The organism is Sporomusa sp. KB1 (assembly GCF_007830295.1).
In the GTDB taxonomy this organism is placed as follows: domain Bacteria; phylum Bacillota; class Negativicutes; order Sporomusales; family Sporomusaceae; genus Sporomusa.
Genome location: NZ_VLKC01000002.1, coordinates 3,738,254 through 3,758,006, shown reverse-complemented (window position 1 = coordinate 3,758,006; position 19,753 = coordinate 3,738,254). Strand labels below are relative to the sequence as shown.

Below are 19,753 nucleotides of genomic sequence, written 5' to 3'. Positions count from 1 at the left end.
AACACGTGTAGTGCTTATCCATTTGCTATTCATTCAACTATTCGCTAAAATATAGGGGTAAGCCTTTGCAAAAAAACATACGAAGGATGCTTTCTTTTATGAAGATATTTGCCATAGCCGACACCCACTTGTCAGGCCAGCCAGTCATCAAACCTATGAGCATTTTTGGCAGCCATTGGGAGGGGCATTGGGGAAAAATCAAAGCAAGCTGGCAAAAACAAGTAGCTGATGAAGATGTTGTCTTGCTTGCTGGCGACATTTCCTGGGCAATGAAACTTTCAGATGCGCTTGTCGATTTGAATGCCATTGCCAGCCTGCCTGGCCGAAAAATCGTGATTCGCGGTAATCATGACTACTGGTGGCAGACTGTAAGCAAGATGACCAAAGCCACTGAGGGCAAATTTGAATTTCTTAATAACAATTTTGCCATCGCCGGTGAGTGGGCAATTTGCGGCAGCCGGGGCTGGACATGCCCGGAAGACCCACTATTTAAGTCTAAGGATCAGGCAATTTTTGACCACGAGCTCTTGCGCGTCGAAGCTTCGCTCAGCGCTGCCCGCGCTGCCGGTTTTTCCCAAATCATTCTTATGCTCCACTTTCCCCCGTTCTATAACCACCAAACAGAAACAGGCTTTGCCGGTCTAATTAACAAGTATCAGGTGATTCACTGTGTTTATGGTCATTTGCACAGTGAATCATCCATTAATCATGCCGCTACCGGCATGATTAATGGCACCGCCTACCATCTGGTATCTTGCGATGCCTTAGGTTTTACAGTAAAACCACTTATCTAAAGAAGCCCGTTTAATAAAATAAGCCTGAGAATAGTCCCAACACTTTATGCAGCAAATCAAAATAGATCAGCATACCTGCCATAACAAGTACAACTCCCGCTGTCTGTTGAATAAGCGGCAACCACTTATATAGCCCTTTTATTTGGTTCATATAGCGATTTATCACGATAGCTAATGCCAAAAAGGGCAAACAAAAGCCCATAGCGTAAATAAACAGTAAAAAAGCGCCTTGAAGAGCAGTGGCCGTAGAACCAGCATACATAAGTACGGCAGCTAAGATCGGGCCCGTACAGGGTGTCCAGCCGGCAGTAAATGCCAACCCTAGCAAAAAGGCCCCACAGGGACCAGTAAAGGTTCCCTGTAATGAGGGACGATATTCGCGCTCCAGACCTGGAAGCTTTACTACCCCAAGCACCTGTAAACCCATGAGTACCATGAAGGCCGCCCCTACTTTACGGATAACCTCCTGATAATTTATAAAAAGCTCGCCAATATAAGAGGCAGTAGCCCCCATAGCGACAAATATCAAGGTAAATCCGCTCAAAAAACTAAGGGCATTCACAATGAAATTCCAGCGGTTAGTACCTGGATTTATTTGATTTTCCGTACCAGCTAAAAGAGCCGTATAGGTCGGCAGCATTGGCAGCACGCAGGGTGACAAAAACGAGACTACGCCTGCCCCAAAAACTGTTATGATGGTGAGGTTATAATCCATTCAGCACTCCTTCCAGTTCAGCTGCCGTAACCGGCCCTGACTTTCGATATTTGATAATACCTTGTTTATCAATTACCAATGTTGTCGGAATACTGTTAATATGAAAGGCCTTGGCCACCTCCCCGTCTTTATCAGTAAGCACATTCATGGTGTACTGGTTTTGGACCAGAAATTCAGTTACATTATCAACAGGCTCTTGAATGTTAATAGCATAAAATGTCAATTTTCCATTATGCTGTCTGGCAAATTTGTCAAGCTCAGGCATCTCCTGGCGGCAGGGTGGACACCATGTTGCCCAAAAATTGAGCACAATAGGTTGTTTATCCAGGGTAACCTTGGTTTCCTTGCCATTTAGATTGGCAAGGGCAAATTCTGGTAACCGTTTTCCAACAGTTACACCCGTATCTACTGCCGGTTTACTGGCATCAGGCCCGAAAAATTTCTCCGGCTGCATGGCCATAAAGCCCATAGCGACAGTCAGCGCTATCATTGCTATCGCTAATACGATAAATCTTCTTGGCATACTCTCCCCGCTCCTCTATGAAAAATATATGTTTGACAGCTTACGAATATTAATTATTAATGGAGGTTTCAACAGCCTATGCATCAGTACCTCTTTTTTATTGGCGATTTTCCTATCCGTGCTTATGGATTAATCTTGAGTCTAAGTATTATTCTAGCTACCGGCACCGCTTATTTTCTTGCAAAACAAGACGGCCGCTGGCACCAGCATGTACCAGACATCGGAATTTACTGTGGGTTAGCCGGTATTGTCGGCGCACGACTATGGGATGTTTTCTTTTTTGACTGGGAATATTATCAGCACCACCTACTGGAAATTCCTTTTGTCTGGCAGGGCGGTATGGCCATTCAGGGCGGTGTTTTACTAGGCGCAATTGCCGGCATTATCTATACCAAAATCCACAAAATTGATACCTGGGCCTTTGCTGATATTGTGGCTGCACCGGCAATTATCATCGGACAAGCCATTGGCCGAATGGCCAATTTAATGAATGGTGATGCCTTCGGACACCCTACAGGCGGCAATTTTGGTATAATCTATCCTTCAACCACCTTAGCCCACCAGGTATACGGCGATAAGCCCCTGTGGCCGGCTGAAATTTGGGAAGGGCAGATTGATATCATTATCTTTGTTCTGTTATTAATCTTCAGAACAACCAATCATGCCAAAGGACAGGTTTTCATCCTTTATGCCATTTTGTATTCGACAGCCCGCTTTTTTCTGGAATTTCTCCGGGGAGACTACGGTACACTTATGTTTGGCCTAAAATCAGCCCAACTTACCAGCCTGGCAGTTATACTCATCGGGGTTATCCTGTTTATCTGGCAAGGTTACCATGCTGAGCGTATCGGGCTGGCAGATAAAAAAAGTAAGTAGGAGTAAAAAAACCGAAACCTGTTCAAAGGTTTCGGCTTTTTATTTAGGAATACACCGCTATCAGTTCAATTTCCACACTAACATCACGCGGCAGCTTTGCCACCTGAACACATACACGGGCAGGCGGCTCAGCAGTAAAGTATCGACTGTAGATTTTATTCATTGCCGCAAAGTCATCCATGTCTTTCAAGAATACTGTTGTCTTCACAACATTAGCAAAACTTAATCCTTCTTTTTCTAAAATAGCCTGAAGATTAGTAAATACTTGAGGCGTTTGACCCTCTATGCCACCATAGACAATTTGTCCGGTAATGGGGTCCAGGGGGATTTGCCCTGACACAAACAAAAAACCATTGGCCTTAATTGCCTGGGAATAGGGACCAATGGCCTGCGGGGCACGATCAGAAGAAACAACTGTTTTCATGCTGCAGCCCTCCAAAAATTATATTCTCTTTGGTCTTTCTACATTGTACCTGTAAAAACCTGTTTATTTTTTGTTCCCAAAAATTTTTTCCGCCAATGCCAGGGCGGTAGGTGTAACCGCCAAACCACCCTGAGCTGTTTCTTTGAGTGAACAATGCATTGACTGACCGACTGAATCCATAGCATCAATAACCTCATCTACCGGGATGACGCTTTCAATCCCGGCGAGTGCCATTTCGGCAGCAACAACAGCTTGGGATACAGCCCCGGCATTGCGTTTAACACAAGGTACCTCGACTAAACCCGCCACTGGGTCACACACCAGGCCTAGCATATTTTTGATAGTAATGGCAACAGCGTTCCCAACCTGCGATGGTGTCCCGCCTAATAAGGATACCATCGCCGCAGCGGCCATAGCCCCTGCCGAACCGCATTCTGCCTGACAACCGCCAGTCGCACCGGCAAGAGAAGCTCGCGAAGCAATAACCATGCCAACAGCTCCGGCTACTACCAGGCCTTTGGCTAAATCAAGCGACTTGATGTTATACTCCTCTTTCAGGGCCAACAAAATGGCGGGCAATACACCACTTGAACCAGCCGTGGGTGCAGCTACAATCCGTCCCATAGCAGCATTGGCTTCACCGACTGCCATCGAATAAGCTACGGCTTTGCCGATAAAACTTCCCAGCATGCTTTGTTGTTTACCTGCCAGATATCGCTGTAGCTTTTGGGCGTCACCGCCTACCAGACCACCTTTGGAACGTGGGCCTTTAAGCCCGGCGGCAATAGACTCTTCCATCACCGAAAGCAAGCCTTCCATCTGTGCTAATACTTCTGTGGCTGTTAATTCCAACTCTTTACTTTGAAACTCCACACAAAAATCCGCAAAAGAAACCGCTTGCGCGGTAGCGGTCTGAATCCATTCCTCAAGTGATATTTTGGCTAACGCCATGCACGTTCACTCCCTATCAGCTTATTGCAGCAATACGCCGTACTGATCGAATCAGCGGCAACCCTGTCACGGCAGCGATATCAGAATCATCCACCGGCTGGTCGGTTTCCAGCACCATGCAGGCCAACCCACCTTTGTTCCTGCGGAAGACACGCATTTGGGCAATATTTACACCGCGCTTAGATAAAATGCCAGTGACCTCAGCTACCGCCCCCGGACGGTCTTCATGCAGTGTCAGGATAGTTGGAAAATCTCCGGTAAATTCAAGTGAAAAGCCATCCACCTCGCTGATAGCCACCCGGCCGCCGCCGATAGAAGCGCCAGCCACCTGACTCTCATTTCCCGCTTTCCCTATTAGCTGAAACGTAACAAAATTGGGATGAGCCGCATCACCAGCATTAATATTCTTAAAAACATAGTTCAAGCCGGTTTCTTTGGCATAAGCAAAGGCTTGCGGAATCCGCAAATCATCAGTAGGCCAGCCCATTAGACCTGCTACCAGCGCCAGGTCAGTGCCATGCCCCTGGCCAGTTTGGGCAAAGGAACCGTGCAGACCGATGACGGCTTCAGCCACTGGTTCTCCCAAGATAGCGCGGGCAGCATTCCCTAACCGTACCGCTCCGGCAGTATGAGAACTGGACGGGCCAACCATAACCGGACCAATAATGTCAAAAATATTCATACCTTGCGGGCCTCCTCTAACCGGTCAAGTGCCAATAGCAGCCCGTAGATAAGCGCCGCCGGACGCGGCGGACAACCTGGCACATAGATATCAACAGGTACGATTGTATCAACAGCACCACAAATTGCATAGCTGTTGCCATAAACCTTACCGCTAGCAGCGCAAGCACCTACCGCCATTACTAGTTTAGGAGCAGGTGTCGCCTCATAGGTCATAGTAAGGGCTTGCGAGAGATTGCGGGTCACTACGCCAGTAATCATCAACATGTCTGCATGCCGCGGCGACGGTACAAAATCAATACCATACTGCTGTAAATCGTAAATAGGATTATTCAGCGCCGTCATTTCCCAATCGCAGGCATTACAAGAGCCGGCATCAACATGTCTAATATGAAGTGAACGCTTAAGCACCGACTTAATTTTACCAGATAACCGATTCTTCATCTCTGCCAACTGGTATTCACCCGTATGAACTATTGCATTATGTTCACAAGCAGCAACACACTGTCCGCAAAATATGCAGGCCAAGTGATCAATTGTCAATTTTCCATCGCTAAATCCAATAGCGCCTGTAGGGCAGGCACTCTGGCAGCGCTGGCAACCCTGACATTGACTTTCTGCCCAAGATACTTCGCCCCGAAAACGGGGCGGCACACTACCGCCGTCATAAGGCTCAGTAACACAGCCTGTTTTTATAATTTTTCTTAGAAGGTTAAGCATAGTATCCCCCTTTACCGATCAAGACAAGCATAACATAATTCAAAACTTTTATTAATCAAAGGAAAATCCGGAATAATATTTCCTGGAACAGCAACAGTAAGCGCCGGCCAATTCGGGTATGAAGCCGAACGGACAAAATAACGGTAAATTGTGTTATTCTCGCCAGCCATGAGCCAGTGCAAATTAGAGCCACGCGGTGATTCTGTCACACTAAATGCTGCCTGATATGGCTCAACGGAACCCAATTTACTTGTAAGCTTACCACTTGGTAACCCTGCGAGCAGCTGACCGATAAGTTTGATGGACTCGACTGCTTCGTCAGCTCTTACCCACAGTCGGGCAGCTACATCGCCTTTAGTATATACCGGTACGTCAAAAGTAAGACGACTGTAGGCAGCATAAGGGAAATCCCGCCGCACATCAACGTCAACGCCTGACGCTCTGGCCGCCACACCGACAACCCCCAGATCAAGTACCGCCTGCTCAGGCAAAATACCTGTCGTGTTAACCCTGTCTAAAAATGCATCATTATCACGCAGCAGACCGGTTAACTCACCAAGCTCGCTCATAATCCCAGCAAGCAGCTGCGAAATATCCTGCACCATTTCTCGCGTTATATCCATGGTAACCCCACCCAGGGTAATCCAGCCACGCAAGAAGCGATTTCCTGTCAATCGCTCATTAAGCCGCATTAACTGCTCTTTAAGACGAGACCCATTGCTGGTACCGGGAGCAAAGCCTAAGCCAGCACACAAATTACCAATATCACCAACATGATTATATAATCGCTCCAACTCAGCAGCCAATACTCTTACATACTCAGCTCTTACCGGAACCTCAGTACCAGCAAGACGTTCCACTGCCTGAACATAAGAAAGTGTATTGGCCACTGAGCAAACACCACAAATACGTTCCGTCTGCAATAACGCTTTGCTAAAGGAGAGACCTTCCACCGACTTTTCAATACCGCGATGCGTAAAAAACAGTTTGGCTTCAAGGTTGATGATATTTTCACCAGCCTGGCTAAACCGGAAATGTCCTGGCTCAATAATGCCGGCATGAATGGGTCCAACAGGTACTTCAAATACCCCTTCTCCCTGAACAGGCGGCACTAGATATTGGGTTCTTTCTCCAGACTCCAGGCTGGCAGGATTAAAATCCTTTCTAAGCGGATATCGTCCCTGCGGCCAGTTTTCATGCAGTACCAACGGTCGTAAATCCGGGTGTCCCACCGGTGTTAAGCCAAACAAGTCATGAATTTCCCGTTCATACCAGGCAGCAGCTGCCATAAGCGGTGTAAGTGAGGGAAACTCCAGCGGTTCATCCTGTTTAATTATGGCCTTGATTGTTTTATATGCCGCATCTTCCTTACTAAAAAATATGGCATATATAGCAAAATTACCGTTTATCACCCGTTCATCATTAGCAAACATCGCTGTCAACTGATAGCGTCCACCATGACGTAGCACAGTGGCCGCGGCCCTGAGGGTTGCTGCCGGTATAACCTGTAATGTCTCGATCATAATTTCCCTCCTGTTATAATAGCTACCGCCTGCTTAATAAGCATATCAAGCCAGGGGGGCAGATATATTCCGCCAACAAGCATTATCACCATAGAAACCGCCACAGCTGCCATAGCTGGTTTGCCCAGCCGATAGTTGACAGTTACTTTGCCTAGTATTGGACCAAACCCCACTTTCAAAGTATAGTAAATCATACCGGCAAAAATAGCCGCCATCAACAGCAATATAATCGCCCCCAACCAGGAATTCCCTGATTGAAATGCAGCCCAGACAATGATCAGTTTGCTATAAAAGATGCTAAATGGCGGTAACCCCGCAATAGCCAGCACGGCCGCAACAAACATTGCACCAATTACCGGCATAGCGCTCACCAGCCCCTTAATACGCAAAATATTCTTTGTCCCATAATGCTGAATAATAGCCCCAGCCAGATAAAATAAGGTTGACTTTGTTACCGCATGATTAATAATATGCAAGAGCGCGCCATATAAGGCAAGCGGAGTTCCCAGCCCCAATCCCAAAGTAATCAGCCCCATATGTTCGATGCTTGAATAAGCTAACAAGCGTTTAAGATCCTGCTGTACTAAAATAAACGGCACAGCAATCACAATGGATAATATGCCAAAGCCGATCAAAAACTGCTCAGGAAAAGCAGGCCCTACAGCCCCCTTTACAATAATAACCATGCGAATAATACCATATAAAGCACAACTCAAAAGACCTCCTGATAACAGCCCGCTAACAGGCGACGGCGCTTGGCTATGAGCATCAGGCAGCCAGGTATGCATTGGCGCTAAGCCAGCTTTTGTACCATAGCCAATCAATATAAATACAAAGGCTAACTTAATCATGCCCGGATCAAGTTTATCACTAACCGCCTGGATTTCCAGCCAGCTTAGTGCCCTGCCTGCACCGCTGAGATCAGCATTCACTTGCGCATAATACAAGAGAATAGTCCCTAATAAAGCCAAGCATATGCCAACTGTACACACCATAACATATTTCCAGGCCGCTTCCAATGCTGCCCGGTTAAAATAAAAAGCTACCAGCAGCGCCGAACTAAGGGTAGTAGCCTCAACCGCCACCCAGAGCAGCCCCATATTTTCTACTACAGGCACGCAAACCATCGTAAAAACAAATAAATTAAACAACGCAAAATAGCGTTTTAGCATTTTTAAGGAAACCTTTCCCTCCCGGATTTCCTTTTCCATATAAGAGAGGGAAAACAAAGTAGCCGTACAGGTAAGAGTAGCTACTACCAACAGCACAACCGCACTCAATGAGTCAATATAGAATTGTCTGGCATGAATGTTCCCTGTTTTCACTACAGCCTGTACAATCATTAGCAACGTGAAACTCAATAATAGGCTGCCTAGCAAGTTAATAAACCGGATTGCTTTTTGCCCTGACTGGGTCATAGTAACAGCACCGGTTATAAGCGGCAGAACAAGCGCTAACACGATCAAATGCCCCATACTATCATCCCTTTAATTTTTTTAGCATACTGGTATCTGTAGACATAAAGGAGCGTTTGAGCCGATAAGTCAGAATAACCAGCACCACTACCGCCACTAACACATCCAAAAATACACCAAGTTCAATAATCAGCGGCAATCCTTTGGTGACCGAAAGTCCTACTAAATATATGCCGTTTTCCATAGTGATCAAACCAACAATTTGGAGTACTGCCTGTCGCCGGGTCATAATCATTGTCAGACCAATTAACATCATGGCTACCGCTGCAGCCAACGCATCCCGGCTGACAATTTCCGGCAATGCCCGGTCAATCAGTCCATAGGACAGAACAATCATAATACCGGCAGCCATAACCGAATGGTTAGGACTTATAATTGGATTAACTTCCCGTTCGCGGCGCAGCATTCTTACAATACGGAAAAGAGCGTAAGGAATAAGCCCGGCTTTAATACTAAGTGTAAGGGCTGCGGCAATATACGTATGCACCGCGCCCGTTTCGGCAGCGACAAATGCACAGGCCAATGCCACCAAAACCGACTGAAACAGTAAAATATTTACAGCCGTTCTAAGACTGGTGACCCGACTCAATAAAAGTGACAAAAACAGCAAAATGATAATAAGTAAATTCATAGCTACACCCCCTCACTGTGCCACTAACGCGAGCAGTGCCAACATGCCCGCTAGGCCCATAAATCCTGGCACTTTGAACAAACGCATTTTATTGGTACTGGACTCAATCGCTGCCAAAGCCACTGCCGTAAGTAAAACTTTAGCAACAAGCCAAAGGAATGTTAGCAAGGGCGATAAGCCGTCTGGCTGCCATGGTAAAAATAGTATTGTAAATAAAAGGATAAAAACCAATTGTTTGCTGGCAGCTGCTAAAAAAATCAATCCCAGCCTGCGGCCTGAATATTCAAGTACCATAGCCTCGTGGATCATCGTTAATTCTAAATGTGTATCCGGATTATCTACAGGAATTCGTCCGGTTTCTGCTACTAATATAATTAAAAAAGCAACAGCGGCAAAAATATATGGCAATGAAAACGGCGTAATGGCAGCAGCAGCCGACATAGCTGCTAACTTAGTCGAACCAGCCCTTGCTGCTACCGTAAGCATCGTTACTAATAACACGGGTTCTACTAATACACTAATATACATCTCGCGTGAACCGCCCATGCCGCCAAAGGTGCTGCCGGCATCAAGGGAAGACAGCGCCAGAAAAAAGCGACTAGCCGCCAAAAGATATAAAAGCGCAAATAAGTCACCTGAGGTCAGCAGTGCTGCTGCACCAAAAGCGCCGGCAAAATAAATATACGGTGCGAGGTTAAATACCCATGAGGTAGTGGGTGACACCATAGTGTCTTTCTGTAATAACTTAAACAAGTCATAATACACTTGCCATACTCTTGGCCCACGCCGGTTTTGCAGCCTTGCTTTGCTAACCTTGATAATTCCCGCGACTAGTGGCGCCGCTAGCACAATAGCTAAAGCATAACCGAGCGAAATTACTATTGTAGTCAATTGTTCCATATTGTTCACCACCCAGTACTCAAAATAAGAACTATCACAGTAATTGCTGTAATATACCCGATATAAAGCTGAACACTGCCTGCCTGAATGGCCTTCATAAACTGAGCCGCACCAATAATTCCGTTATTAATCGGTCGATACATAGCGCTAAAGATATCAGTAATACTCATATGATAACTCAGCCGCCGGCCAAAATAACGATTGGGAGTCAAATCAGCAACCGTTTCATGTTGTGGCCGCAATATAGCTTTAAACGCCAACCTAATCGGTTTAGAAAAACCAGTAGCAGTATACTCCATCCTGGCAGTCGGCACAATACCACAAGTCCAGGTTTCCCCTTTATGAAGCTGTTCTTTTCCATATAATCTGCATAATACCCATGCAACCATTACACCTGCCAGTAGTAGAACTGCCACCACAGGAATTTGCAGACTGCCATTAGCTGCGCCTGCATGAACTTCAGCAGCCTGCCAGGTAGTGCCAGCAAAAACCTGCCTTGGATCAACTCCAGCTATGCCTGACAAAACTTGCCTAAGAATACGGAGCACCAGCTCAGGCCAGAGTCCAAGCAGCAAACATAATCCCGACAGCGCTGCCATCGCACCAAGCATAGGCTTATTGGCTTCCTGGGCCTGCTGCGCTTGGCTACTCCGTGGCTTGGCCAAAAAGATGATACCAAAAGCTTTGACAAAACAGGCTGCTGCCAATGCCCCTGTAAGGCCCAGTAAGGCCAGCAAAAATCCGCTAAATACTTTACCTAAAGCCCCAGCCATACTTTGCGGCAAATAAAATAAAGCCTGAAAAGTCATCCATTCACTAACAAAACCATTAAGCGGCGGCAAAGCGGAAATAGCGGCCGCACCCACCAGAAACCATACTGCAGTATAAGGCATCTTACTGATAAGTCCACCCAAGAGTTCAATATCTTTGGTGTGAGTTGACTGAAGCACTGCCCCTGCACCCATGAACAGCAGCGATTTAAATATAGCATGATTGAGCACATGGTATAGTGCCGCTGCCCAAGCCAATGCGGCCAGAGCGCTTTGCCCTTTGGCCATAAATACTAAACCGGCTCCTATTCCCAAGAGAATAATGCCAATGTTTTCCACACTATGGTATGCCAGCAGACGCTTCATATCATGCTCCATTAGCGCATAAAGCACACCTAATACCGAAGATGCAATGGCAAGACCAAGTATAAGTACCCCCCACCATATCGGGCCCACTCCCAAGAATTCAAGATAAAACCGGCAGAACCCATAAATAGCAGTTTTTATCATAACACCTGACATCAGGGCTGAAACATGGCTGGGTGCTGCCGGATGGGCCCGCGGTAACCAGATATGCAAGGGAATAATGCCTGCTTTGGCGCCAAAACCAATAAGGGCACATAAAAAAACAGCATTCCTGGTCCAAGTATCAAGGCTGCCTGCACTTTGCAGTAAGCGCAAAAAATCTAAACTACCGGCCTTATTTGCCAACAGGAAAAAAGCGGTAATAATAAAGGCTGTCCCTACATGGGTCATAACAATATACACAAAGGCGGCCTTACTGGCTTCATTTTTTTCATGCTCATAATTAACTAACAAAAAAGACGTCAGCGCCATAATCTCCCAAACAATAATAAACGCGGCGGCGTGACTGACACAGACTACTAAAATCATCGACAGTAAAAACGCATTATACAGCGATGCCATTACCCGGTAACGACAACCATCCCCAAGGTACTCTCTGCTGTAACCGATAGCATAAACACTCGCCGCACAGCCTACCACTCCGATTGTCAGCAAAAAAAAGGCGGCCAAATAATCCAAACGGATATAGACAGGCTCTGCAAGCAAAACCCAGGGCGTAATTATTTCAAGCTTTCCACTGTAAAAAATAAAAATAGCACACAGTACGGCCGCCAAACATCCTAGCGCTGCCATTCCATGTGCAACATAATTGACTATTTTATTTTTGCCAGTGAAAAATGGTGATAGTACACCTACAATCAAGAAAACCATCAAAAAATACAATAATAACTCAACAATCAAAGCACTCGCCTCCGGTATATTGGTAAATGGGTAACATTTTGATATTATACCACACTATTATACTTATACGATATAAAAACATATCTATTTCTTACACATTTTTTGTTGAATTGTTGTATAAAATGCCAGAACAAAAAGAAAAAGAAAGCCATAGGGGACTGAAGTCCCCTTGCTCTCGATTTACCAATTGTGCCAACTTATCGTTTCCAGTAAGAAAACAGCTTACGCACCATACGTATCCTTACTGCCAGCCTGTCCACATTTTTTCTGCCAATAGCCAATCGCCAAAACAGCTGCCGTAACCCCAATCTCAAGCATAAGTGCATATGGCTCAAGCCATACGCCAAGCTTCTCATCAGCAACCATCATCTTAGCAGCCGTCCAGGCAAGAATAGCTGAACCCGCCCAAATAATAATAGGAAACTTATCCATAAGTTTCATTAACATCTGACTGCCAAATACCACCAGCGGTACACTCAAGACCAAACCAAATACTAACAATCCAAAATGTCCATCAGCTACACCAGCAATCGCCAATACATTGTCAAGACTCATTATCAAGTCAGCAAAAATGATGACTTTAATTGCTTCCCAAAAGCTGGCTGCACCTTCACAGGCGACTTCTTCCTGCTTGTCTCCCAGCAAATTCACTGCGATATATACCAAAGCAAGTCCCCCCAAAAATTGCACATACGGGATTTTAAGCAAAAATGCAGCAACTAATGTAAGTAGAATCCGTAAGATTACCGCGCCAGCACTACCCCATAGTACAGCTTTTTTCCGCTGCTCAGGAGGCAGATTTCTACTAGCCAAAGCTATGACAACCGCATTATCACCACTTAGGATTAAATTAATCAGAGTAATACTACCTAACGCTACCAATAATTCCATTTCCATTAAAAGACCCCCTATTATATATTATAATCAAATAAAACAAAGACCTTCTCCGTCAGCAACGGTAAGGTCTTTTTAACATAACAACAAGACCTTATTATAGTATATTGGTCATTCATATACTAAAGGTCTCACTATTGGACTGATCCAACGGCACAACCATGCACTAATGTGCAGAATTGTTGACTGTGCCTGCCAGTTACTCCCCTTTATGGTATTCACTTGTACTTGCTAAATACTAATGCAATGATAATATAAATTTTTAGCTAAGTCAATATACTTATCTAAATTCACCTGCATCAAATTCGTTTGTCCACCAATTACCATTAGACCTCCTCCCTGCTGGTTGTGATATAATTAGTAGTATTTTAAAATTTATGTTAACTAACTTAGGAGGTCTCGTTTCTATGGACGCTTTATCACATGCTTTGCTAGGCGTTGCTGTTGCTGGTTTATCTGGCCATCCCCTAAATCTTGCTGATCCTATTTACTTAGCCAGTGTACTCGGTGCTCAAGCACCTGATTTAGATATCCTCTCCATAGTCCGCGGCAATTTTGCTTTGCTCAAGCAACACAGATCCTTCTCGCATTCTATTCCTGGGCTCGCTATGTGGTCAAGTTTACTTGCCGCTATTTTCTTTATCGTTTACCCTGGGGCAGCCTGTACGGAAATATTTATGTGGGCCTTTTGGGGCGGACTGTCACATAGTATTCTGGATTTTTTCAATGCCCACGGTGCTGCTGTTCTATGGCCATTTAGCCGGGAACGCAAAAGCTTTAGCCTGTTAAATGTGTTTGATCCCTTCCTGTTAGCCATTATGCTTACCGTATTTATGCAGCAGCTGCCTGCCCGCGAAACTTCGCTGCTATGTTTCCTATTAATCAGCCTATATATTGGTATACGGTACTTACTGAAGCGACAGACCATCATGCGACTCAACCAGTATTTCGCTACCTACAGTCTTATCCGCCTGCTGGTTATGCCTTCACTCAAAAGCGTATTTTCCTGGGATTTTGTCGCTGAAACCCAAGGCCAGTATTATGTCGGGCAAGTCGGCTTATTACAGCAGTGTTTGACGATTCATACCAAATTTACTAAACAAACATTATCTCCCGCCACTCAAGAAGCGCATAAAACGATATTAGGCGAATTCTTTGCTTCCTTTACACCATTTAGCTATTTTACTGAATATCAGGATAATGAATATGCCGGCAAGCTTGTTCACATTTATGATTTGCGTTATTTCTTTAAGCAAGACTTTCTTCATAGTGCCACAATTATTTTTGATTGTGACCAACATCCATGTGATTCTTATATTAAGACATCTGGACGCACCATAAAAATACCTTGTTAACAGCTCGTTATACCATTACAGATTGTTTTGTGGCTCCTTGTTACCAGATTGCTTGCGGCCGGCAAGCAGCGATCCAATAAAAACAACAATAACGGCAAAGGCTACCGGTATAGCCCAATGCATCCAGGGATACGGCTCTAACATGGGCATAATTTTTTTATCGGCAATTGCCATTTCACCGCCAGTCCAGCCCAGAAAAGCTGCACCGATTGTAATTATTATTGGCCAACGTTCCATTAGTATATTAATTAGTTTGCTCCCCCAGATAATAATCGGAATGCTAATTCCCAAACCAACAACCAGCAGCGTAATATTCCCCTTGGCTACTCCGGCAATGGCGAGTACATTATCAATACTCATAACTATATCAGCAACAATTATTGTTTGAATAGCTCCCCATAAGTTTCTATTCGCTTGAAGCTCATGGCTTTCTTCATCCCCCGCTAAAAGCTTAACGGCTATCCACAGCAGAGCTAAACCGCCAATTAGCTGTAAGTAAGGAATTTGAAGCAATACAATGGCGACAAAGGTCAGCAGAATCCTTAAAATAATAGCCCCCGCCCCACCCCAAATCATAGCCTTCCTTTGCTGATCAGGTGGTAGATTACGACTGGCTAAAGCAATAACTAATGCATTATCGCCGCTTAAAAGCATGTTAACAGTAATAATACTCATTAGTCCTACTACCCACTCCACAAAATTCCCCCCTTTGTATCAGAATTAATAACAATACTAGTATTACCGTTTTTATAATAAATTGTTCCTAACAAAAATAGCCAACCGTATATTCACAAAATACGGTTGGCTACTTCTGTTAATTGTTCTAAATTGCGACATTCAAATACTTGTTGGCAATATGGCTGGTATTCTTTCATGAGACAATCGCCTTCAAGCCATTTCTCTTCCGGCAGAGGGTTGAGCCAATAAATGGCCTGTGCCCGTTCAGCAAGCTTAGCCAGCTCGTCAGCCCCGCCCGGGTGCCAGTTGTTGCGTCCATCGCCTAAAATAATCAGCTTACTCCGGCCGCCAATGGCCGCAAGCTCATAACGAGCCATTTGTTCAAAAACCAAGTCATAGCGAGACAGTCCTACGCGACGGTTAAACCGGTCTCTAAGATGCCTAGCCTGCAAAAAAGCGTTAACGTTTTGACTTTTAAACCAATCAGTTACTTCCACTGCTTCATCAATAAAAACAAAGGATCTAATGTTAGCGTAACGCCGCTGCGCCGCCTGGACTAATTGCAGCATAAAACGGCTAAACCGTTCAACTGAATTAGAAACATCACATAAGAGCCATAAGTCAACTTTGCTTTTAATTTTATCCCGGTATTTCAAGTGTAATGGACAACCACCGGTTCGTATTACTTCCTGAAAAGTACGGCGAATATCTACCTTGCCACGTTTGGCCCGGCGCAAGCGAATGCCCGGTCTCTCAGCCATTTTTTTTGCTAGTTTGCCAATTTCCTGCTCAACAGCTATTATTTCCGCCGCTGCCAGGCAATCAAATTCCCGGCGGCGAATATTGGCGTGTTCTACCAGTTTAAGAATATGCTGGCGACCGAACTGTTTGACAGCCTTGCGCTCCAATTCACGCCGCAGGAGCGCTTCTAGCTGGGCAAATATTTTTTGCCATTTTAGCAAAGCCGCCTCCTTCATCTTTCCGGTAGCATAGTTACGTTCAACCTTGTTGACAGCCTCAAACCATCTTAAATTTACTTGAACCTGACGCAGCTTTTGTGAAATCTCTGCCGGCTCGGCATTAGCAAGTGGTGTATCTGCCGCAAATTGCCTTGCCAGTTCTTCCAATACAGCCGCAGGTTGATTATTGATGGTTTCCAGCAAACCCTCGGCATCACCACCGGCGCCTGACGAACTACGCCCGCTGCCATCAGCAGTCGCTCCCTTAATCGTAAGTACTGTCGGCTCAGAGTTAGCTTGCACTACTGGGGCTTCCGGCGCAAGATCGAAATATAGTTCAAATAACGCAGTAAAAACAGGACGCTCCCAAGTGCTTTTCACCAGGGTGGTTTCCAGCACGCTCCGCAGTAAGGCGGGGTCAAAACAAGTAAGCTCCGCTGCCTTTAATGCATCCACAGCTTCCATTGTTGTTACTGTTAGCCCCGCTTGGCGCAACAGCCGAACAAATTCAACAAGTAATTGTTTCATGGTTTTAGTAAAAATGGCAGTTTATCAGTGACAAGCTCGCGATCTTTGGTATATTTGAGCAAAGCACTAAGCGTAGCACGAACTGTATCTGTAGTTAGCTCGCTGCCAAGCAGTGTCATTGATGCCACCCAATCAATAGTTTCTGTAACACTAGGAGGTTTTTTGAGCGACTGCTTGCGAATAGTTTGGACAAATTCGACAAGCTGACTGGCAAACTTACGGTCAATATCGGGAACATTTAATTCAACGATGGCCAACTCCCGTTCAAATTCAGGATAGTCAATAGTAAAATGCAAGCACCTGCGGCGCAAAGCATCACCAAGTTCTCGCGTACTATTGGATGTCAAGACAACATAGGGCCGGGTAACCGCGCTTATCGTACCCAGTTCAGGAATCGTAACCTGCCAATCAGATAACGCTTCTAACAGAAAACTTTCAAATTCCTGATCACTTTTATCAATCTCATCAATCAACAATACCACAGGCTCCGGACTGGTAAGCGCCGATAACAGGGGACGTTTTAGTAAAAACTCCTGGTCAAAAATTTGTTTGCGTCCTGTCTCCCAGCCTTTTTCCGTCAATGCTGCGATTTGAATATATAATAACTGTTTTTGGTAATTCCATTCATACAGTGCTTTACTCTCATCAAGACCTTCATAGCACTGCAGCCGAATAAGCCGCCGCTTACGCAGGCGCGACCACGCCTTTGCCAACTCCGTTTTTCCAACACCAGCCGGTCCCTCTAACAGCAGCGGTTTTTCCAGGTTCTCCGCTAAATATAGGGCAGCAGCCAAACTATCATCAGTAAGATATCCATTTTGACCAAGCTGGGCCTTAAGGTCTTCAATTGCTTCTATCAATAGTATCAACTCCGTTACTGTTGTTTTAGGTGGCCGATCAACTCAATTAGGGAAGATACTCCTTCCCGTCTTTGAATACTTTTACGACATTTTTTATACAGTTGATATCTAGTAACGGGTTACCTGCCAAAACCAGCAAATCTGCCCGCTTGCCTGCAGCCACTATCCCAATCTCCTGTTCCATCCCCACTGCCTGGGCCGCAAGGCCAGTGGCAGCATGCAGCGCGGCTGCTGCCGGCAGACCACATTCCACCAATAGAGTAAGCTCCCGCCATATATCACCATGCCCAACACCTAATGCGCCGGCGTCAGTACCAGCGACAATGTTAGCCCCAGCCTGATAAGCTCTTTGCACCATAGCCTGATGTTGCTGGTAAACAGCCTCAATACCCGCGGCCGGTAATGTTCTGGTCTCATGAGTGCGTCCATAGTCCAACATGCGTTCAAAAGGAACTAACGTAGGTATCCAATATACCCTGCTTTCGGTAATCACATCGGCTGTAGCTGCATCAATGAGTGCACCATGTTCAAGCGTAGTAACACCAACTGCCAGACTCTGGCGCACGCCGTCTACGCCGTTGGCATGTGCCGCCACCATCTTTTTCAGATGCCGTGCTTCGGCAACAGCCGCCTGGGCTTCTGGTAGTGATAGTTCAACAACTCCGGCATCTTGGCGAACAAAATTAACGCAGCCAGTCATCATAATTTTTATACAGTCAGCACCAGCTTTAGCCTGCTCCCGCACAGCTTTAACCACTTCTTCCGCCCCGTCGGCTTCCCGTCCCCCTGCATAGTGAAAGTGCCCACCGGTGATGGAAATGGCCTGCCTGGCACTAAGCACACGCGGCCCGGTAACAATACCCTGCTTAACTGCCTTTTTTAATACTGTATTAATAGCAAACGGACCACCTAAATCACGTACAGTAGTTACCCCGTGGCGAATGGTTCTAGTCAGGTTGTTAACAGCTCGCAGCAAGGTTGTCTCTTTATCCTCTTTCCACCGTAACGTGCGGGATTTTAGATCAGAGATTCCCTCTAAGAACAAATGCACATGGGGATCAATTAGCCCTGGCATAACGGTGTATTGCGAATAATCAGCTGCTGTCGCCACTTGCGCAGCTGCAAAATCATCTGCCTGGCCGATACCAGTAATATACCCATTTTCAACCGCCAGGTAACATGAATCTTGTGGCGTAAAACCTGTCCCGTCAATCAACAGGCCAATTTTAAATAAATGCATAGTTGCTTCCTTCTTCCTTACTCTAATCTCAAAGTATTCTGCATAATATAGATAAGTACCTGCTATAATGGTTCGAAATTAAGCAAAAAATCTTGACATTATGTTGCTGTCTAAGTATAATTAATATGTATTTATGGGGGTATAGCTCAGCTGGGAGAGCGCTTGAATGGCATTCAAGAGGCCAGCGGTTCGATCCCGCTTATCTCCACCAACACAAAAGCTTGCGATGATTTATCTCGCAGGCTTTTATTTTGCTTTCTTTCCTTCTTAGCGCATTCTTGCTGCTCCTTACTTCTTGACTGAAGTACTACATGTAAGCTAAACTATTACTATCGTATCGTATACTTTATTGTAATAATGACAATCTAAAAGAAGGGAAATATATCAATGGAAGCACTGCTGGCAATACTCTTAGAATGGGGTCTTACGGGTCTCTTACTTGCTGCTTTCACAGAGTCCTTTATTTCACCAGTATTTCCTGATCTGATTCTCATACCACTTGCAATAGCTAAGCCGCAAAATGCCATTTTTTACGGCTTGGCAGCTACTATTGTTTCTATTTTGGGTGGCTTAATTGGTTATATGATCGGACTAAAAATTGGTCTTCCGGCCGCCCGTAAGTTTATTCCCCCCAAATATATGGACAAAATACAAACCACTGTACAGGAAAATGCCCTGTGGGCTATATTTTTAGCGTCCTTGTCACCCATTCCCTATAAGTTTGTCTGCATCACGGCAGGCGCTCTTAAAATCAATATGAAGGTATTTTTTTTGATCTCCTTCCTTGGCCGTGCGAAGCGTTTTTTACTGGAAGGCATACTCATTTACTATTTTGGGTCGCAAGCTATTGAAATGTATACACAGCATAAATCGGATATGCTGATTATTTCACTTATAATCATCCTAGTCGCAGGTGTCATTTCTTATGTTATAAAGCGAAGTAAAAAAGCGGCGGCAGTCGATAAATTATAAAACAGGCTACCCGCTGCT

General features: G+C 45.3%; 19 protein-coding genes, 1 tRNA gene and 1 pseudogene. 5 read left to right on the top strand and 16 right to left on the bottom strand.

The genetic code is table 11. From position 1 onward, the window contains the following. Window positions 1-98 precede the first annotated feature (98 nt). Window positions 99-794, top strand: coding sequence for a metallophosphoesterase (locus tag SALPA_RS21135; RefSeq protein ID WP_145098578.1), 696 nt, complete (start codon window positions 99-101; stop codon window positions 792-794). A gap of 10 nt (window positions 795-804) precedes the next feature. On the opposite strand, the gene SALPA_RS21130 is transcribed toward SALPA_RS21135, so the two are convergent. Then, complete coding sequence (locus SALPA_RS21130) at window positions 805-1,509, bottom strand: cytochrome c biogenesis CcdA family protein (protein ID WP_145098575.1); 705 nt, start codon at window positions 1,507-1,509, stop codon at window positions 805-807. Next, entirely contained in the window at window positions 1,499-2,032 is a 534-nt protein-coding gene (locus tag SALPA_RS21125; protein WP_145098573.1) for a TlpA disulfide reductase family protein, read from the bottom strand. The genes SALPA_RS21130 and SALPA_RS21125 overlap by 11 nt, the downstream gene beginning before the upstream one ends. A 78-nt stretch (window positions 2,033-2,110) precedes the next feature. Between SALPA_RS21125 and lgt the strand changes: the two genes are divergently transcribed. Continuing rightward, window positions 2,111-2,908: a prolipoprotein diacylglyceryl transferase gene (gene lgt / locus SALPA_RS21120; protein ID WP_145098570.1), complete on the top strand. Its 798-nt coding sequence runs from the start codon at window positions 2,111-2,113 to the stop codon at window positions 2,906-2,908. A 43-nt stretch (window positions 2,909-2,951) separates the two neighbouring features. Here the strand turns inward: lgt and SALPA_RS21115 are convergent, their stop codons facing one another. The 10 genes and pseudogenes from SALPA_RS21115 to SALPA_RS21070 all read right to left on the bottom strand — a co-directional run bounded on the left by SALPA_RS21115 (window position 2,952) and on the right by SALPA_RS21070 (window position 13,146). Then, the gene (locus tag SALPA_RS21115; RefSeq protein WP_145098567.1) at window positions 2,952-3,332 is read right to left on the bottom strand and encodes a RidA family protein; all 381 of its coding nucleotides are present in this window, start codon (window positions 3,330-3,332) and stop codon (window positions 2,952-2,954) included. A gap of 63 nt (window positions 3,333-3,395) precedes the next feature. Beyond that, a complete protein-coding gene (gene sdaAA / locus SALPA_RS21110) occupies window positions 3,396-4,283 on the bottom strand; it encodes an L-serine ammonia-lyase, iron-sulfur-dependent, subunit alpha (RefSeq protein ID WP_145098564.1) in 888 nt (295 codons plus the stop codon). 16 nt (window positions 4,284-4,299) lie between these two features. Then, window positions 4,300-4,902, bottom strand: a pseudogene (sdaAB, locus tag SALPA_RS21105) (L-serine ammonia-lyase, iron-sulfur-dependent subunit beta); the annotation flags it as partial. A gap of 59 nt (window positions 4,903-4,961) precedes the next feature. After that, window positions 4,962-5,684: an NADH-quinone oxidoreductase subunit NuoB gene (gene nuoB, locus SALPA_RS21100; protein WP_145098558.1), complete on the bottom strand. Its 723-nt coding sequence runs from the start codon at window positions 5,682-5,684 to the stop codon at window positions 4,962-4,964. Between the two features lie 11 nt (window positions 5,685-5,695). After that, window positions 5,696-7,207 carry an NADH-quinone oxidoreductase subunit C gene (locus SALPA_RS21095; protein WP_145098555.1) on the bottom strand — a complete coding sequence of 504 codons (1,512 nt, stop codon included), beginning with the start codon at window positions 7,205-7,207 and terminating at the stop codon, window positions 5,696-5,698. Continuing rightward, window positions 7,204-8,682, bottom strand: coding sequence for a hydrogenase 4 subunit F (locus SALPA_RS21090; protein WP_145098553.1), 1,479 nt, complete (start codon window positions 8,680-8,682; stop codon window positions 7,204-7,206). The genes SALPA_RS21095 and SALPA_RS21090 overlap by 4 nt, the downstream gene beginning before the upstream one ends. A 4-nt stretch (window positions 8,683-8,686) precedes the next feature. Further along, on the bottom strand, window positions 8,687-9,313 hold the full coding sequence (locus SALPA_RS21085) for a hydrogenase (RefSeq protein WP_145098550.1): 627 nt from the start codon (window positions 9,311-9,313) through the stop codon (window positions 8,687-8,689). A gap of 12 nt (window positions 9,314-9,325) precedes the next feature. Beyond that, entirely contained in the window at window positions 9,326-10,213 is an 888-nt protein-coding gene (locus SALPA_RS21080; protein WP_145098548.1) for a respiratory chain complex I subunit 1 family protein, read from the bottom strand. A 5-nt stretch (window positions 10,214-10,218) separates the two neighbouring features. Next, on the bottom strand, window positions 10,219-12,249 hold the full coding sequence (gene hyfB / locus SALPA_RS21075; protein WP_222428078.1) for a hydrogenase 4 subunit B: 2,031 nt from the start codon (window positions 12,247-12,249) through the stop codon (window positions 10,219-10,221). A 222-nt stretch (window positions 12,250-12,471) separates the two neighbouring features. Beyond that, on the bottom strand, window positions 12,472-13,146 hold the full coding sequence (locus SALPA_RS21070; protein WP_255451288.1) for a TerC family protein: 675 nt from the start codon (window positions 13,144-13,146) through the stop codon (window positions 12,472-12,474). A gap of 404 nt (window positions 13,147-13,550) precedes the next feature. Between SALPA_RS21070 and SALPA_RS21065 the strand changes: the two genes are divergently transcribed. Beyond that, window positions 13,551-14,498 (top strand): metal-dependent hydrolase, encoded by a 948-nt coding sequence (locus SALPA_RS21065; protein ID WP_145098545.1) that lies wholly within the window; start codon window positions 13,551-13,553, stop codon window positions 14,496-14,498. Window positions 14,499-14,513: 15 nt separating this feature from the next. Here the strand turns inward: SALPA_RS21065 and SALPA_RS21060 are convergent, their stop codons facing one another. The 4 genes from SALPA_RS21060 to SALPA_RS21045 form a co-directional block, all read right to left on the bottom strand. After that, a complete protein-coding gene (locus tag SALPA_RS21060) occupies window positions 14,514-15,194 on the bottom strand; it encodes a TerC family protein (protein ID WP_145098542.1) in 681 nt (226 codons plus the stop codon). Between the two features lie 92 nt (window positions 15,195-15,286). Further along, entirely contained in the window at window positions 15,287-16,663 is a 1,377-nt protein-coding gene (locus SALPA_RS21055; RefSeq protein WP_145098539.1) for a VWA domain-containing protein, read from the bottom strand. Next, window positions 16,660-17,523, bottom strand: coding sequence for a MoxR family ATPase (locus SALPA_RS21050; protein ID WP_145098536.1), 864 nt, complete (start codon window positions 17,521-17,523; stop codon window positions 16,660-16,662). The genes SALPA_RS21055 and SALPA_RS21050 overlap by 4 nt, the downstream gene beginning before the upstream one ends. A gap of 46 nt (window positions 17,524-17,569) precedes the next feature. Then, window positions 17,570-18,763, bottom strand: coding sequence for an amidohydrolase family protein (locus SALPA_RS21045; protein ID WP_145098533.1), 1,194 nt, complete (start codon window positions 18,761-18,763; stop codon window positions 17,570-17,572). 135 nt (window positions 18,764-18,898) lie between these two features. On the opposite strand from SALPA_RS21045, the gene SALPA_RS21040 reads away from it, so the two are divergent. Then, a tRNA-Ala gene (locus tag SALPA_RS21040) sits at window positions 18,899-18,974 on the top strand. 176 nt (window positions 18,975-19,150) lie between these two features. After that, window positions 19,151-19,735: a YqaA family protein gene (locus SALPA_RS21035; protein ID WP_145098530.1), complete on the top strand. Its 585-nt coding sequence runs from the start codon at window positions 19,151-19,153 to the stop codon at window positions 19,733-19,735. Window positions 19,736-19,753: the final 18 nt, after the last annotated feature.